The organism is Jeotgalibaca ciconiae (assembly GCF_003955755.1).
Taxonomy (GTDB): Bacteria; Bacillota; Bacilli; order Lactobacillales; family Aerococcaceae; genus Jeotgalibaca; species Jeotgalibaca ciconiae.
On sequence record NZ_CP034465.1, the window covers coordinates 378293 to 394847 of the forward strand.

At 36.8% G+C, this 16555-nt stretch carries 15 protein-coding genes; 2 read left to right on the top strand and 13 right to left on the bottom strand.

Annotated elements, in window-relative coordinates; all coding sequences use genetic code 11:
- Positions 1 to 11 precede the first annotated feature (11 nt).
- From phnE to EJN90_RS01820, 7 genes are all read right to left on the bottom strand, one after another.
- Entirely contained in the window at positions 12 to 833 is an 822-nt protein-coding gene (gene phnE, locus EJN90_RS01790) for a phosphonate ABC transporter, permease protein PhnE (RefSeq protein ID WP_126108594.1), read from the bottom strand.
- The gene (phnC, locus tag EJN90_RS01795; protein ID WP_126108595.1) at positions 817 to 1599 is read right to left on the bottom strand and encodes a phosphonate ABC transporter ATP-binding protein; all 783 of its coding nucleotides are present in this window, start codon (positions 1597 to 1599) and stop codon (positions 817 to 819) included. Before phnC ends, phnE begins: the two co-directional genes overlap by 17 nt.
- A gap of 74 nt (positions 1600 to 1673) precedes the next feature.
- On the bottom strand, positions 1674 to 2744 hold the full coding sequence (locus EJN90_RS01800) for a phosphate/phosphite/phosphonate ABC transporter substrate-binding protein (protein ID WP_126108596.1): 1071 nt from the start codon (positions 2742 to 2744) through the stop codon (positions 1674 to 1676).
- A gap of 119 nt (positions 2745 to 2863) precedes the next feature.
- Entirely contained in the window at positions 2864 to 4378 is a 1515-nt protein-coding gene (locus EJN90_RS01805) for a bifunctional metallophosphatase/5'-nucleotidase (RefSeq protein WP_126108597.1), read from the bottom strand.
- Positions 4379 to 4539: 161 nt separating this feature from the next.
- Positions 4540 to 5772, bottom strand: a complete 1233-nt coding sequence (locus EJN90_RS01810; protein ID WP_126108598.1) for an ABC transporter permease — start codon at positions 5770 to 5772, stop codon at positions 4540 to 4542.
- Positions 5769 to 6473, bottom strand: a complete 705-nt coding sequence (locus EJN90_RS01815; protein WP_407657511.1) for an ABC transporter ATP-binding protein — start codon at positions 6471 to 6473, stop codon at positions 5769 to 5771. The genes EJN90_RS01810 and EJN90_RS01815 overlap by 4 nt, the downstream gene beginning before the upstream one ends.
- Before the next feature lie 2 nt (positions 6474 to 6475).
- On the bottom strand, positions 6476 to 7621 hold the full coding sequence (locus EJN90_RS01820; protein WP_126108600.1) for an efflux RND transporter periplasmic adaptor subunit: 1146 nt from the start codon (positions 7619 to 7621) through the stop codon (positions 6476 to 6478).
- 171 nt (positions 7622 to 7792) lie between these two features.
- Between EJN90_RS01820 and EJN90_RS01825 the strand changes: the two genes are divergently transcribed.
- The gene (locus EJN90_RS01825; RefSeq protein WP_126108601.1) at positions 7793 to 9253 is read left to right on the top strand and encodes an amidase; all 1461 of its coding nucleotides are present in this window, start codon (positions 7793 to 7795) and stop codon (positions 9251 to 9253) included.
- A gap of 87 nt (positions 9254 to 9340) precedes the next feature.
- Positions 9341 to 9661 (top strand): putative heavy metal-binding protein, encoded by a 321-nt coding sequence (locus EJN90_RS01830; RefSeq protein WP_126108602.1) that lies wholly within the window; start codon positions 9341 to 9343, stop codon positions 9659 to 9661.
- An 82-nt stretch (positions 9662 to 9743) separates the two neighbouring features.
- Here EJN90_RS01830 and EJN90_RS01835 read toward each other — a convergent pair whose 3' ends face one another.
- The 6 genes from EJN90_RS01835 to EJN90_RS01860 form a co-directional block, all read right to left on the bottom strand.
- On the bottom strand, positions 9744 to 11489 hold the full coding sequence (locus tag EJN90_RS01835) for a glycoside hydrolase family 35 protein (protein WP_126108603.1): 1746 nt from the start codon (positions 11487 to 11489) through the stop codon (positions 9744 to 9746).
- A gap of 13 nt (positions 11490 to 11502) precedes the next feature.
- Positions 11503 to 12129 (bottom strand): YesL family protein, encoded by a 627-nt coding sequence (locus tag EJN90_RS01840; protein ID WP_126108604.1) that lies wholly within the window; start codon positions 12127 to 12129, stop codon positions 11503 to 11505.
- Positions 12130 to 12144: 15 nt separating this feature from the next.
- Complete coding sequence (locus EJN90_RS01845; protein ID WP_126108605.1) at positions 12145 to 12789, bottom strand: hypothetical protein; 645 nt, start codon at positions 12787 to 12789, stop codon at positions 12145 to 12147.
- Between the two features lie 553 nt (positions 12790 to 13342).
- Positions 13343 to 14170, bottom strand: coding sequence for a carbohydrate ABC transporter permease (locus EJN90_RS01850; protein ID WP_126108606.1), 828 nt, complete (start codon positions 14168 to 14170; stop codon positions 13343 to 13345).
- A gap of 15 nt (positions 14171 to 14185) precedes the next feature.
- Positions 14186 to 15112 (bottom strand): carbohydrate ABC transporter permease, encoded by a 927-nt coding sequence (locus EJN90_RS01855; protein ID WP_126108607.1) that lies wholly within the window; start codon positions 15110 to 15112, stop codon positions 14186 to 14188.
- Positions 15113 to 15193: 81 nt separating this feature from the next.
- Entirely contained in the window at positions 15194 to 16531 is a 1338-nt protein-coding gene (locus EJN90_RS01860) for an ABC transporter substrate-binding protein (protein WP_126108608.1), read from the bottom strand.
- Positions 16532 to 16555: the final 24 nt, after the last annotated feature.

The window sequence follows — 16555 nt, forward strand, 5'->3', positions numbered from 1 at the left end:
TGATGTTCCTCCTAATTTAATTTTTTACGGAAGTATTCACTGATGGTTTCAATGATATACACCGTAACAAGCAATGCAATGAGAATCATTCCGACGCTTGGGTAATCTCTCCAACCAAGCTTTTCGTTCAGACTCATTCCAATCCCACCAGCACCAACGTATCCAAGAATCGATGCATAACGAACATTCCCTTCAAAGTTAAATAAACTGGTAGATAAATAGGAAGGTAATACTTCAGGAAGAACAGCATAACGGAAAGCATAGAACTTCGTAAAACCAATTGATTCCATCGCTTCAAAAGCACCCATGTCAACTGATTCGATTTGCTCGTAGAGTAGTTTTCCTACATAGGATAAAGAAAATAAGAAAATAGCCACCGTGCCGGCCATCGTTCCAAGGCCAAAAATGTAAGTTGCAACAAGGGCAGATACGAGCGTCGGCAATGTTCTGAGGACGCTTAGCAAGAATTTAAAAATAGAAGTAAGAATATAATTATTCATAATATTCTGTGATGCCAAAATGGCAACAGGTAAAGCAACAATCGCTCCTAAAGCAGATCCAAATAAAGACATTTTAATCGTATCAAATAGTGGCTTCCAAATATTACTTAAATAATGCCAGTTTGGCGGGAACATATCATTTAGAATGACCCAAAACTGATTCCCGCGTTTCATTAAGGTAGTGAAATTAAAACCAGTTATTTGAATCGAGTAATAACTGAAAATAAGAATCAATAGGAGGACAAGCGGCGTTACTGAACGCGGTTTCGCTATTTTTTTACCATTTGCTAATTCTAATTCTTTTGGTGGAAATATTTTATTGAACAGCTGCATGACTTTCACTCCCTACTTCAGCAGAACTAGAAGGATTATCATAAATACGATCTAAAATATCTTGGGTAATGTCAGATGATTTACCATCATAAACAATTTTTCCTTTATTGATTCCGATTACACGATCACAGTATTCCAAAGCAAGGTCAACATCGTGGATATTAATTAAAATGGTAATTTTATTTTTTTGATTGATATCTTTAAAATCCCTCATAACTTGTTTGGAGGTAACAGGGTCTAATGAAGCGACCGGCTCATCTGCCAAAATAATTTGCGGATTTTGTGCTAATGCCCGTGCCAAAGCAACACGCTGTTGCTGTCCTCCTGAAAGCTGGTCTACTCTTGTATAAGCTTTATCAAGTATATGAACATTATCAAGCGCTTCTAGAGCTTGAATTTTATTCTCATTTGGAAATATCCCCAAAAATTTACGCCAATCCGGCAGGTCAGGTACAAAAGCGGTTAGAACATTGCGAATCACACTGATTCTCTTAACAAGATTAAATGACTGGAAAATCATACCGATATTTCTTCTAAAAGAACGAACTTCTTTGCCTTTTAATTTAGAAATATCAATACCATTAACGGTAAGTTTTCCCGCTTCAATATCATGCATTTTATTAATACAACGAATAAAAGTGGATTTCCCAGATCCTGATAAGCCGATAATCGCTACAAATTCACCTTGTTCGATCTTAACCGAAACATCTGTCAATGCTTTCATGCCATTTGGATATATTTTACTGACCTTATCAAATTCAATCATTTCATTTCCTCCATATATTTCTAACAGGAGAAAAGGGACCGAAAACCACCGGTCCCTTCTCTTAACTATTTATCTTACTCAGCCCACAAAGTTTGTACTAAAGCTTGTGCTTTTCTTTCATTTTCATAATCTTCGTCTGTTGCTTTTTGGTAACCATTATGAGAATAGATTGCAATTACTTCTTTGCCTTCCTCTGTATTCCCAATGTTGATAAATGCTTCTTGAATCGCAGCTTTTAAATCATCGTTCATATTTTCAGAAGTTCTGCTTACACTAACGGTATCATTGTAAATTGCTGGTGTTACCCCAATTAAATCAGTATCTTCCCAAATTGAATTTGTCATACCGTATTCAGTCGTCCATGGTTCTTCATAGTCTCTTCTTGCGTCCGCAAATGTAACTAATACATCTACTTGACCAGAAGCTAAACGCGCAAATGCAGAACCATATGAGTCAGAAATAACGGCTTGAGATAAATCAGTGATTGTTTTACCAAATTTTTCATCTAACCATAATGCTGGGTAAATATATCCAGCTGGAGATGAGGATGACATAACGCTCCAAGTCGCGCTATCCAAATCTTCCCAAGTCAGTTCTTCTCCACTATTCACTTTAGCAGCTAGTTCTTTTCCTTTTTCTGTTGGACCTGCGATAATAATTGCACGGTAAGAAACTGCTTGATCTGCAGTAGGTTCTGTTGGTTCATTTTCATTCCAATCTTTCGGATTATCTGAATCATTTGATAGTCCATCACGAGTTGCCGTTAAAATAACTTCGGCACCATCATCATACAGTACATATGTTCCTCCTGGAATTAATCCAATATCGATTGTTCCAGCAGATAGACCTTCCCCAACAGCTTCATAGTTGGTTCCAACAGTAATATCAACTTCACCAATATCGTAGCCAAGATCAGCTAATTCACTTTGCAACATTTCCTTTAGCGGTTCTGTAGCTGTTACAATCTCTTCTGGATCCCGAGAGGGAACAAAACCAACTGTTAATTTATCTATTTCTTTATTACCAGTCTCAGTAGTATTTGCTGCTCCGCTTTCTGTGTTGCCTGATTCGCTTCCCTCATTTCCACAACCAAATAACATGGCTGCTGATAGAGTTGCTAGTACTGTTTTTCCAAATTTATTCATTAGAATGTAATACCTCCAAAAATATATATTTTCAATACTTTATATTATAGGACTTGAATGTAAATTATAAGTGTTTTTCCTGTAAATGTTTCGATTCCAGTCAATTAGCCAACATACAACTATTTAGTCAACATTGTGTTGGCTGTTTGTTGCTTATTCAAATCCGTTAAATCTGTGTTTTTTAGAAAATCATACATGACGTCAATAATCTCTTCAGAATATTCTTTCAAAATAGTTCCCTTCTTCAGCATATGAAAATCTCCTCCACCTGAAGCACGATAATTATTGATGACGATTCGGAAAACATCATGATCTTGAACGATTTTTTTCTCAAAGGTGAGATCTTCAATCCGCTCTCCTGAAGGCTTCTGAACATTAATTGTATATTCAATACCTTCAAAAATATCATAATTATAAATCTGTCTTTTTGGTTCTAAGTAAGTCGGATTTACAACAATCTCATCATTCTCCAACGTCCAGTAATTCGCATTCCATTCCAAATACTCTTTCAAAATTGCTCCTGTAATTTCCATTAAGACGAGCGTATTTGGGAAAGGAAAGTTGGCTGCTAATTGACGATACGTTATTTCTTCAGCAAAGCCAATTGTAGAATCATATAAAGAGGTGGAAGAAATATCTGCATCACTAAAAGCTAGTTGTGCTTGATTAATCATGCGTGTAAATGTATTCGGTTCTTTTTGCACTTCAATAATATCAGATACAGATAATCCTTCTGCTCCCGGCCCAATCTTTTCATCCAACCAATGTTGAGTCTGATTGTATACATCTGAAAATGATTCTAAAAACGTTTGGTCACTTGAGTATTCATGCATGGGGACTAATTTACCAGTAAAAACCCCCGCATCATAGGTGACTTCCATGACTTCTCTTACATTATTTGCCGCTTGAAGCACCAAGGTGTCGCCAATATGAGTCACGATACTTCGATGTTGATGTCCAGAAAGAAGTAGATCAATCCCGGGGATTTTTGTTACAATTTCATAGCCGACATTTTCCCCCGTTAATGTTTCCGTGGGTTCTCCTGTTTCAGGATTTCTTTCAAGACCGCCATGATAACAAACAACAATCTTATCAACTTTTTCTTTCAAAGAAGCTACTTCTTTCTTCAATGTTTCCATAACCGACAAAATGGTCAAACCGGTTAAATTAGCTGGTTTTTCCCAGTTAGAAATGTAATCTGTCACGACGCCCACAATTCCAATTTTTACATCATATTCTGGTAGCGTCACAACTTGTGATTGACCAATTGTTTTTCCGTTATACAATACATTTGTTACAATTGATGTTCCTTCTAATTCATTTATATACTTTATAAAAAAATCACTGCCAAAATTAAAGTCATGATTTCCAATATTCACAAAATCATATTGGAGCTTGTTCAATGCTTTTGCCATGATATTCATAGGTTCGTTTTTATTTGCAAAAGTAACGAAGGGACTTCCTTGATTTACGTCTCCATTATCAATCAAAAGAACTTCATTTTCTGCTCTCTGCTCTTCCAAATACGTTGCAAAACGCGATAATCCAAAATCTACTGTCTGATTGGATGAAAAATCAACAGGATAAATGGTTCCATGTATATCGGTTGTACAAATAATTTTAAATTTATTCATCTGTGCATTCTCCTACTATGTATTCTTATCTTTTCAATAGTATCATATTTATTTACGAAAAAATCACGACAATCCAAAGTGGACTGTCGTGTATGTTTGTTTTTATAAGATTTTCTGATACAAAAGCCAACCAAACTAAGCTTTGTCTCACTTTTTTATATTTATTGATAAATCGCCTTAATTGGATCCATTTTTGATGCGCTGAGAGCTGGGATAATTCCAAAAATCAATCCCGTCCCAATTGAAACAGATGTAGATAGTATCATAATGGTAGGTGTGAGGTAAACTGGCAAACTAATGATCATTCCAATTAAAGTTGCAATTCCATAGCCTAGTAAGAGACCAATCATACCGCCTAGGAAAGTAATAAATGCAGCTTCTAGTAAAAATTGTAGGAGAATCATTCTTGGTTTCGCGCCAATTGCACGACGTATTCCAATTTCGCGTTTCCTTTCAGTAACGGATACATACATAATGTTCATTACCCCAATGCCGCCGACAAACAAAGAAATAGCGGTAATAGCAATTAAAAATGTCATGATTCCATTAATGTAATTATTCACTTCTTCCATCATTTGTTCATTACTGCGATCTTCTTCAAATGTTCCTTCATCTTCTGGATAGGATTCCATTAAGTTATTCATTAGTTCCATTGAGACTAATTCCCGATTATATCCATCAGCAACTTTAACTTTTAAAGATTGAATTGCTTTGGAACGAGTTAAGTTATTGTAAGCTGCTTGTGGTACAACGCTTGTCATTGCATCTTCCCAGCTATAGCTGCTTGTGCTGATTATCTCATCTTCCCATACGTATGGCTCTTTTATTCCAATCACTTCAAACATATAGCCATTAATATTCACAGCTTGCCCCACCAACGTCTCCGGATCTTCTACCGATATGCCATAATCAATTACATCATGAGATAACACGATTACATCTTTATTCGCATCATCGTTTCTCAAATCTCGTCCATATAAAATAGGACTCTCTTTTTTATGCGGCGTTGCCATCGTGTACGCTTGTGCTCCAAAATAGTCAATGTTCATATCGATCGTATCTCCGGCCATTCCATAAGAACCGTAATTAGGAGTGACGGATTGAACACCTTCCACACGAGATAATCTTCGCATATCCGCTTTATTAAAAGAAAAAGTATCTTCTACATAGGACATTCCGCTATCATCCGTCATATTCATCATATGTTGAATGGTGATAACATTTGCTTCAGTTGTATCGGCTAACTGCATGCTCTCATGTCTTACACCTTCTCCAAGCGCTGAAATCGTAACAACAGAAGCAATACCGATAATAATTCCCACCATGGTCAAAAATACTCTTAACTTGTGGGCTCTTAAACTTAAAAGGGTGCTCATCATAATATTGCGGATCATACCAAAGCACCTTCTTCCATAAAGCTACCATCTTGCATCCGAATCACTCGTGTTGCATATTTTAATAAATCTTCATCATGGGTTACCATCACAATTGTTTTTCCATGACTGTTCAATTCTTTCAGCAGCTCCATTACACCAATTCCTGTTTCTGAATCAAGCGCGCCAGTAGGCTCATCCGCCATAATCAAAATCGGTTCATTAACAAGTGCTCGAGCAATCGCAACACGTTGCTGCTGTCCACCAGACAGTTCTTTTGTTTTCGAAGTTAACTTCTCAGGAATCCCTACTAAATCCAAGTATTTTTCAGCCGCTTCCTTCCGTTCACGCTTATTTGTTTTACTTGCATAAATAAGGGGCAACTCCACATTCTGCATAACATTCAAAGAATTAATCAAGAAAAATTGTTGAAAAATAAAACCAAAATGATGATTTCTTATTTCTGATTTTTTATTTTCATTTAACTTGGAAACGTCCTCTCCCAAAAAAGAGTAACTGCCTGATGAAATCCGGTCGAGAAAACCAATAATATTCATGAGCGTTGTTTTCCCACTACCAGATTTCCCCAAAACCATCAAAAAATCACCTTCGTAAATCGTCAAGTTTACGTTGTTTAAAACGGTATTTTTTAAGTCATTACTGCCAAAAGTTTTTGATACATCGATTAGTTCCACTATTTTCTTCCGTTCGGGTGTGTGCACGACTATTCCTCCTCTAGGAGACCATTCTCACCAGTATTTTCCATATCAAATAGTGTTGGATCCAGTATATCGCCTTCTTGAATTTCTACTTCAGATGAGACAATAATCTCATCTTCCGCTTCCAGCCCGCTTGTTACAGGAACACCTTCTGAAGTTTCTTCACCGGTTTTAATAACGCGACGAACAACAGAACCAAAGTCATTCACTAGAACATATTCAACTTCTCCTTCTTGATGAATCGCTTCTTTTGGAATCAAGATTTGGTTTTCTTCTAAATTAATCGTCGCTTGCACATGGTAACCATTTACAATATTTTCCAAAGAATCAAAGCTGAGTTTGACTGGGTATTCAGACATGGTAGCTACTCCACTGTAAGGGTCAGAATTTTCAGCAGAAGGTGTTGTATCCACAAAAGAAACTTTTCCCAAAGTAGTGAATCCATTTGATACGACGGTAATATCTGCTACTTGTCCAATTTCAACTTTTTCTAAATCTTTCTCATTTAGAGTTCCAGACACATAAAAATTCTCTGAAATTAATTTAAGCAAAGGAACTTCTGCTTTTTTCTCTTCAGGAATAACAATCTTTCCTTTGAAAGGTGCAACTACCTCTGAATAAACATTCTCTTCCATCGTTGCGATATTATTGTAAATTTCTTGGATTTGAGAATCCAATTCGTACAAGTTAAAGTCCATCGTAATTTCTTCCAATGTTTGTGTACGTTCTTCCTCTTTTAACTCATACCAACGATCAATCGCTAGTTGTTGCTTATAGGCAGTATTTGCGCGATTGGTTTCTAAACGAGCAGCCTCATTGTATAATTGCGTGATTTCTTTTTGTAGTTCTTCATTTGTGTAACTATATAAAACGGTGCCTTCCTCAATAATTTGACCATTCTCCACTTCCAGATCACTTCTCGTTCCCAGTGTGTTATCATGGTAAAATTCTTGAGATTGTTCTGGTGTCACCATTCCATTAACAAAAATCTGTTCGATTGCCGGAACATAATAATACTCAATTCCAAATGGGTCTTCTTCAGCAATCGGCTCATCTATTTCTTCGCCTCCAAAAAATCTCGGCAAAAATACGACTGCAACAATTACTAAGAGTAATGCTAATCCAATCAAAAACCATTTTTTCTTTTTCATCTTCTTCGCTCCCAATATATAATAAAAAAATTTTATCACTTATGCGTATTATACACTTAATACATGCTTTAGCAATCAAATTTAAGGGTAATTTTCCTAAAATGCGCTTTTCCAAATCAATGGTATACTTGATGAAAGACAGTCATCATTTGATAAGGAGTATGATTTTTCATGAAATTAAACCGACAGGAGGATGGGCTTTATTTCGCTGATCTCATCCATTCAAAACAAGCTTCTGCCGAAGAAGTAGTAACAGAATCGATTCGTCAGATTGAAGAAAAAAATCCTTCAATAAATGCGGTCATTCATAATCGTTTTGAAAAAGCATTAAAGGAAGCAAGGACAAAAGATTTTTCTAATAAGCCATTCGCTGGCGTTCCCATTCTTATAAAGGATTTGGGCCAATCTCTTGCTGGAGAGCCAAATACATCTGGTGCGAAATTATTTAAAAATGTGATTAGCTCACAAACAAGCCATTACACCCAGAAATTACTAGACGCAGGATTTATTATCTTAGGTCAAACAAACACTCCTGAGTTTGGTTTTAAAAATATTACTGAGCCCGAACTCTATGGACCTACTAGGAACCCATGGGATGAATCCTATTCTCCAGGTGGTTCTAGCGGTGGATCTTCTGCAGCTGTTGCATCAGGAATGGTCCCTCTTGCCGGAGCGAGTGATGGTGGCGGTTCTATACGAATTCCAGCTTCTTTTACTGGACTCGTCGGACTAAAACCAACACGTGGCAGAACACCGATTGGACCTGGATCAGGACGTGCGTGGCAAGGAGCTTCCATTGATTTTGCTTTAACAAAATCGGTTCGTGACACAGCAGCTATGCTGGATGTTCTCCAAGTTATCCAAGCTTCCGCTGCTTTTCAGGTTCCGTTATTTGCTTCTGGCTATCAAAAAGAATTGGCCAACCATCCTACAAAAAAATTCCGTATCGCTTACTCCACACAATCTCCTATTCGTTCATCGGTAAGTGATGAAGCAAAAAGAGCTGTTTTAAAAACTGTGAAGTGGTTAGAAGAACAAGGACATATTGTAGAAGAAAAAGAGCCAGATATTGATGGCATTGATCTGATGGAAAGTTACTATCTCATGAACTGTGGTGAGACAACAGCCGTTTTGGAAGGTATTGAACGCAGTCTGGGTCGAGATTTTACAGTAGAGGATATGGAATTAGTCACTTGGGTGATGTATCATTCTGGTAAAAAGATTAGCGCTGCTTCCTATTCTAATACAATCAAATCATGGGATGTAGCTGCAGAAATAATGGCTCGTTTCCGTGAAAGCTATGATTTATACCTCACTCCCGCGACTGCAGATTCAGCTCCAAAAGTTGGCACAAAATGGCAATCGGATTCCTTAATGGAAAAAATGGCTCACATTTATGAATTTAATACAGAAGAACAGCAAAAAATCGTCTGGGATATGTTTGGAGATAGTCTGCCGGTAACGCCGTTCGGTATGCAAGCAAATCTAAGCGGAGAGCCGGCCATTAGTCTGCCCGTTCATTTAACAAAAGAAGGTCTTCCTCTAGGCGTACAGTTCATTGCCCCAAAAGGAAAAGAACATTGGCTGTTACATATCGGAAAAGACATGGAAGACGCCGGTTTGTTTATTTAATTTCATTTTGGTTCTGGATTACAGCTTCAGGCTAAAAGGTGGTATAATCTTTATAAAATAAATCAATTATTGAAGGAGGAACCGTTCATGATCATTACAACAACAAGCAGCATTGAAGGAAAAACCATCACTTCCTATGAAGGAATTGTTTTTGGAGAAGTTATTTCAGGTATTAACTTTTTAAAAGATATTGGTGCTGGCATGCGTAATTTCTTTGGAGGCCGCTCGCAAGGCTACGAAGATGAAATTTTGGTCGCACGAGAACAAGCACTTCAAGAAATGGAACAACGTGCGTTCGAATTAGGCGCAGATGCAGTTGTAGGAGTAAAGATGGACTACGAAACACTCGGTGCAGATAACGGAATGATCATGGTTACTTGCAGCGGAACAGCTGTGAAATTGGCTTGATTTTTAAACAGACAAAGTATCAATTTTGAATAAATAATGACCTTCGAGTTTCAAATCAAACTCGAAGGTCATTATTTTATGATTATAGTTGCGGTTCATCCGTTAATGTAATTGAGTCAATAGCTTTTCCATCCGTCTCAAAGAGAATGATTTCATTTTCCCCTTGTTTTAGTAAAGGAGCCGGGATGTAAAGTCTCTTTTGTGGACCTACTTCCCAATAGCGGCCTAAATTAAAACCATTTATGAAAGCCACCCCTTTTCCCCATCCCGTGAAATCCAAGAAAGTATCTCCAAGATCATCAGCTTCAAAAGTAAAACGATAAAAACTTGGTGCCCCTTCCCTGTATTCTTTTGTAAAATCAAGTTTTTCTAGATTGTCTAGCGGTAGGGAGTAATGTGTCCAGTCACTTTGAAAGGCTCCATTGATGATGACACCATCCTTGATTCCTTTGTGCTGGTGATTCATTTGAACGGAATAATTCACTCGTCCCATATTTTCAACTAAGATACCTAGCTCGTTTTCGGGCTCGCTCATTTCAAAAGATTCTTTCTCTTTGATTTCGTGGTCATATTTTGTAAAGAGTGGTTGTTCATTTAAAAACACATGCGCTCTGTCCATACAGTTAATCAGACGAAAATCTTCAATTGTACGTGCTTTCCCTATTTCGCTTTGATAATAAATGTATCCATATGCTTGATCTAATTCTTCCATGGACAAGGGATAATTATTTTGAACAGGTACACTAATATCATTCAAAACACTAAATAAAGAAACTTTTTCCTTCATTTCTAGTTTTCCATAAGCTTTCTTTTGGATATTTGTCGTTAATGCTACTTCTTTGATATCAACGTGGTTTTTTATCACTTCTTTAAATGCCTGATACTTCGGTGTGGTTTCTCCCCATTCTGTTAACAAAGCATCATAATCATAAGAAGTTACGTCTGGCGCTAATTTTTCATAATAATTTGCACCGTTTGTAAAAGCAAAATTTGTACCGCCATGGAACATGTAAATATTTACGTGGCCTTCCTCTAAAATAGCAGCTAATTCTTTTGCAGCACTCTCTACATCTGTTGTATGGTGCTCTTCATCTCCCCATGCATCAAACCAACCGATCCAAAACTCCATCACCATTAAAGGTTGCTTCTTACCGTGGAATTTTCGTAACCGTTGAAAATGCTCAGGAATTTTTGATCCACAATTGACTGTTGCAAGGGCAACATCTTGTATTGAACCATTTTCCAGCATGTCTCCCCATGGTCCATCCGAACTAACTAACGGAACGGTCACACCATTCTCTTTCATCAACTCTGCCATTTTGTACAAATAAGCCTTGTCATTTGCGTAACCGCCATATTCATTCTCCACTTGCATCATAATAATAGGTCCATCTTGATCGATTTGTAAATCCACCACTTGTGGGAATAAGTGCTCGAAATAACGTGTTACTTTCTCCATGAAGGCTGGATGATCAAAACGAATCTTCATATCTTGATCCTTTAATAACCAATAAGGCAATCCACCAAATTCCCATTCAGCACAAATATAAGGTGAGGGACGTAAAATGACGTACAGTTCTAAAGAGTGGGCGATTTGGATAAAAGAACGTAAATCGAATCGATCTTCGAAGCAGTACTTCCCTTCCTGCGGTTCGTGCATATTCCAAGGGACATAGGTCTCCACAGTATTACATCCCATCCCTTTTAACTTTTCTAAACGGTCTCGCCAATATTCGGGTACAACCCTAAAATAATGAATACTTCCAGAAATCACTTTAAATGGTTTTCCATTCAAATAAAAATCATCCCGTACCTCAAAAACTTTCATTCCTTTATTCCTCCTAGTTGTTTACAGTAGTTAATGGACTATAATCATTTTCTTCAAGTAGTGTTAATAGAACCTTCATGTTTAAATAAGCTAATGCTCCAATTGTAAAGAAAGAAATATAGGGAGCAATATAAATTGTTACAAATAGAAGAGTGCCATCAATAATCAGCATAAACATGGTCCATTTAAAATGTTTCATCATCATGTAAAAAGATACTTTCATGATTTCCTTCAAATTCAGGGCCGTTATTGCTAATAAAGGGAAGACATACAGTATATTACTGATAAAGATGATGCCTAGAAAGATAAATACAAAAAGCAAAAATGTGCCGATATCCGAAGTCAGTGTATGAAAATACCACAAATCCATCCCTATAATAATGCTTCCAAGCAAAAGAAAAACGCCCATCCAAAAACTTTTTTTAAATTTCTCCAAAAAGGCCGTTATAAATTCACGTATCACTCCTTTCCCGCTATCATCATTTAGCTTTCCACCTACGTAGAAGAGTGCAACCAGAGATGGACCAATAGTGACAATAGGAAGTGAAAATACAACCCAAATAAGGGTGAGAATCATACAGTCAGATAAAAATGCCATCATTTTCCATAAAGGATGATCGAGTTTGAATAGATTTTTCATTTTATCAAACCTTTCTTAATCTTCTGATTTTGTTACTAATAAGTATTGAATGTATTGCTGAGTAATTTCAGCTTCTTCTGAATTTAATGGAATCGAACCAAGTATTTTTTCTCCATTATAATTAATTCCCGAGTTCAAGATTGTATGAGTCAAATCCAGCGCGTATGCTCTTTCAATTCCATCTTCTCCAGCAAGATAAATAAAATCTTCCTCCCACTTCTCTTTCTCTTCCTCAGAAAGAAGAAAATCTAATTGGATAAATCCTCCCAAAGAAGCGTAATGTTCTAAGATAGGCTCTTCCGCTATAATAAAGTCCAATTCTTTTGCAGCAATTAGTGCTGTAAATTTCGCCATCTGGTCAAAATCCCCTGCTGCAGTTTGTTCGATTGAAAAGGTCAAATTTGTATCAAAGATATATTCGTGTTTTTCATCTTTGTCTTGTAAAAAATCCTTTTGAAAATCTTCCACTATATTTTGAGCTTCATCCGAAGTTAAGGTGCTATTTACGTAGTAAGCGCCCCATATTGTTTCTGGCTTTGCTATAAGTGATGGAATATCAAGCATTAGAAGTAATATGATTCCCCCGATAATTCCTATAACCAGCACTTTATAGTACTCCCATATATGCTCGATTCTTTTAAAAAACACTTTTTCCTTCATTATATTCTCCTAGTTTGAAAAACTTTCAAAATCATTTTTTATATAAGAAAAGCGGACAAGCCTGCTTTAGCGGGTATACTCGAATGATATACATTTTGTCTAATTTCCGCAAGACAGGCTTGAACCGCTAGACTTTAATATGATAAGAAAAGCGGACAAGTCCGCCTTGACCTATGAAAAAATAGGAAATTTGACCCTGAATGAGCAGCGAAGCGCGCAATGGGGCAAATTTATCTTTTTTTCACTAGGTCAGGACTTGGAAGCTAGACATTGATGGCTGAACTTATAATCCCCTAGTCTATAAGAAAAGCGGACAAGTCCGCCTTGGCCTATGAAAAAATAGGAAATTTGACCCTGAATTGTCAGGAGACTTCACGCTTCAGCGGGTTAGTCGAATGATATGCGTTAGCGAGCAGCGAAGCGCGCAATGGGGCAAATTTATCTTTTTTTCACTAGGTCAGGACTTGGGAGCTAGACATTGATGGCTGAACTTATAATCCCCTAGTCTATAAGAAGAGCTGGCATCGCGTTGAATGCCACCCCTCTATCTTTCTTATCCTTTTACTCCAGTCGCTGCTACACCTTGAACAAAATGTTTTTGCAAGGACAAGAAAACAATCAGGACTGGTATCAACACAACAACAGATGCTGCCATAATTAAACCATACTCTGCTGAATATTGCGTAATAAACATACGCAAGCCGATTTGAATCGTTTTTAGTTCGTCTCTTGTTAAATAAAGCAATGGTCCTAAGAAATCATTCCATGTATTAACAAAAGTAAAAATTGTTAATGTAGAGATTGCTGGTTTTGATAAGGGAACCATGATTCTTCCATATATCTGATAATCGTTCATTCCATCGATTCTCGCTGCTTCAATTAATGAATCAGGAATGCCTTGGTAGAACTGTCTCATCATGAATACACCAAACGCTGAGAAAGCTTGCAACAGAATAATCGCCAAATGTGTATTATTCAATCCAAAACTTCTCATCATAATAAATTGGGGCACCATATATGCTTGCCATGGAACAGCGATTGTTGCGATATATGCCATGAACAAGAAATCTCTTCCTCTAAAATGAAGCTTTGAAAAAGCATAAGCAGCAAAACTACTCGTCAATAACTGTAAAAATGTCACAATTAATGTAATTTTTGCAGTGTTTTTAATAAAGGTAGCCAAAGGAATCCTCGTCCATATGTCTCGGTAATTACTCCATACTGGATTTTCTGGAATCCATTGTATCGGAAAGGCAAAAATATCTTTATCCAATTTCACGGAAGAGGAAAGCATCCATAAGAATGGGAATAACATTGTAAAAGCAACAATAATCAATACAATGTAAATCAGTATTCTTGTCAGTGTATTTTTCTTTTTCATCGTTTTCCTCCCCTTCTATTCTTTCGCGAAATTCTTTTCGCCTCTAAATTGTACGACAGTAACCACTAACACAACTACAAACAAAAGCATGGAAATGGCACTTGAATATCCGAGGTCCCAATTTTTGAATGCAGTATTATAAATTTCGTAAACTAAAACCAATGTCGATGTACCAGGTCCTCCCTGGGTAATCATATAGACAATATCATATACTTTAAAACTATTGATAGTTAAAATCATTAATACAAAAAATGTTACAGGTCTTAATTGAGGCACAGTTACATTAAGAAATTGCTGCCATTTATTGGCTCCATCCAAGTCTGCCGCCTCATATAGCTCGGAAGAAATTCCTTGTAAACCAGCCAGGAAAATAACCATGTAGTAACCCATTTGCTTCCAAACACTAAAGAATATAACGGTAACCATAGCCCAATCACTATCAGCTGCCCATCTTGGCGGATCCAGTACTCCTAATAACTTTAAAATTTCATTAATTGGACCATTTACAGGACTAAAAATCATGTTCCATACTGCAGCTACCGCTACTAATGATGCTACATAAGGAAAGAAACTCACTGTTCTAAAAAAGTTTCTACCTTTTATTTGCTGATTCAGCAAGATCGCTAATCCTAAAGCAAATCCCATTGTTAAGGGAACAGTTCCCACAGCATAAATTAATGTATTCCAAAATGCAGCATGAACTCTGACGTCACTCCACATTCTTGTGAAATTATCAATTCCTATAAACTCCATAGGATTACTGCCATCCCATTTATAAAATGACAGAACAATAGCAAAAATAATAGGACCTAGTGTAAAAATAGCAAATCCAATAAAATTAGGAGCGATAAATGAATAGGCCGTTAGGTTTTCTTTTATTCGACGAATCTTTTTGGGACTAAATGAACTTACCTTATCATTTAACTCTACTTTATCATTCATAACCGTTCCTTCCTTCCACCTTTAAAAAAAGGAGGACAAGCAGATGCCTGCCCTCTCTGTAACTCTATTACTGTAACTCTATTACTGTAATGCTTCTACTTGCCCTGCAGCTTTTTCTAATTCTTCAGAAGCTTCAGCATTATTAGTCATGATATTGTCATGTGCATCATTTAGAATTGTTTCAACTTCAGCGGAATGTTCATCTAATGGTAATTCTAGATAAGTTGTTTTCACTGAAAGTGCTTCTTTACTTTGTTCATCATCCGGGAAACCAGGAGATGCAGCAATCGTATTAATTACTTCTTCTGATTGGATAGCAGGCATTGTTCCTGTATCAGCAATAATTTGTGAACCTTCTTCGCTCGTCACGAACTCTACAAATTTCCATGAAGCTTCTTTATTTTCTGAATTAGCACTAATACCGAGTGTTGTAATCGTACCTGAGGCTGTTCCTTCCTCTGCTCCTTCAGTTAAAGGCATTGTCACCATTCCCCAATTGAAATCTTCACTTTCGCCGCTTTCAATTGCAGTAGCTAATGTTGGAATAAACCAAGTTCCCATTAATAGACTTGCTACATTGTTTTGATAGAAAGCTGCTGAATAGTGCAGACTAGACGTTTTTAAAGTTGCATAGTCTTGAACAATCTGGTCTTCTTGTTGCGCTAATACCGTTTCATAAATTGGTTCCAAGAAAGAATAATCAGTTGAAACGAGTGTGTTCTCACCATCTAATAATCCATACATTTGAACTTGGCTTCTCCATGTATGGTAATGTCCACCATATACTTTAGATCCATTTGCTTCAGTTGCTTTCTCAGAAACTTCGCGAATTAATGTGTCATATTCATCAAATGTCAGATTATTTTGTGGATAATCTACATTCGCTGCATCAAATAAATCTTTGTTGTAGTACATAACATAAAAATCACTACGGAAAGGTAATGCATAATATTCATCATCTACAGTAATCTGTTCTACTGTACCACTATATTGGTCTAGGTTAATATCACTAGCTAATTCACTCAATGGTTCTAATTGATTTTTGTTAACTAAAGATGCATAACCAGGAATATCTTTAACGGTTACCACATCAATAGAAGTATCTCCTCCAGATAATTGAGTTCCTAATACAGTCATATAATCAGTTGAACCAAGATCCAACAGTTCTACATTAATATCTGGATTATCAGCTTCAAAAGCTTCAATTAAAGGTTCATAGTATACAGTTGCATCTTTATCCCAAACCGACCAAGTCAAAGTTGTCTGTCCGTCGGTTTGTTCTTCTGTGGTACCAGAATCTGTGTTATTGCCACTTGTATCTGCGTCATTGTCAGCATTCCCTCCACATGCAGCTAAAACAAGAGCACTTAATGCTAAAAGAGATGCGGAGCGTGAAAAACGTTTTGTAAACTTATTCATTTTGTTTTCCTCCTGATAATTATC

Excerpts from the sequence above, each read along its gene's own strand:
- phnE (WP_126108594.1), bottom strand. The coding sequence starts at position 833 with ATGCAGCTGTTCAATAAAATATTTCCACCAAAAGAATTAGAATTAGCA.
- phnC (WP_126108595.1), bottom strand. The coding sequence starts at position 1,599 with ATGATTGAATTTGATAAGGTCAGTAAAATATATCCAAATGGCATGAAA.
- EJN90_RS01800 (WP_126108596.1), bottom strand. The coding sequence starts at position 2,744 with ATGAATAAATTTGGAAAAACAGTACTAGCAACTCTATCAGCAGCCATG.
- EJN90_RS01805 (WP_126108597.1), bottom strand. The coding sequence starts at position 4,378 with ATGAATAAATTTAAAATTATTTGTACAACCGATATACATGGAACCATT.
- EJN90_RS01810 (WP_126108598.1), bottom strand. The coding sequence starts at position 5,772 with ATGATCCGCAATATTATGATGAGCACCCTTTTAAGTTTAAGAGCCCAC.
- EJN90_RS01820 (WP_126108600.1), bottom strand. The coding sequence starts at position 7,621 with ATGAAAAAGAAAAAATGGTTTTTGATTGGATTAGCATTACTCTTAGTA.
- EJN90_RS01825 (WP_126108601.1), top strand. The coding sequence starts at position 7,793 with ATGAAATTAAACCGACAGGAGGATGGGCTTTATTTCGCTGATCTCATC.
- EJN90_RS01830 (WP_126108602.1), top strand. The coding sequence starts at position 9,341 with ATGATCATTACAACAACAAGCAGCATTGAAGGAAAAACCATCACTTCC.
- EJN90_RS01835 (WP_126108603.1), bottom strand. The coding sequence starts at position 11,489 with ATGAAAGTTTTTGAGGTACGGGATGATTTTTATTTGAATGGAAAACCA.
- EJN90_RS01840 (WP_126108604.1), bottom strand. The coding sequence starts at position 12,129 with ATGAAAAATCTATTCAAACTCGATCATCCTTTATGGAAAATGATGGCA.
- EJN90_RS01845 (WP_126108605.1), bottom strand. The coding sequence starts at position 12,789 with ATGAAGGAAAAAGTGTTTTTTAAAAGAATCGAGCATATATGGGAGTAC.
- EJN90_RS01850 (WP_126108606.1), bottom strand. The coding sequence starts at position 14,170 with ATGAAAAAGAAAAATACACTGACAAGAATACTGATTTACATTGTATTG.
- EJN90_RS01855 (WP_126108607.1), bottom strand. The coding sequence starts at position 15,112 with ATGAATGATAAAGTAGAGTTAAATGATAAGGTAAGTTCATTTAGTCCC.
- EJN90_RS01860 (WP_126108608.1), bottom strand. The coding sequence starts at position 16,531 with ATGAATAAGTTTACAAAACGTTTTTCACGCTCCGCATCTCTTTTAGCA.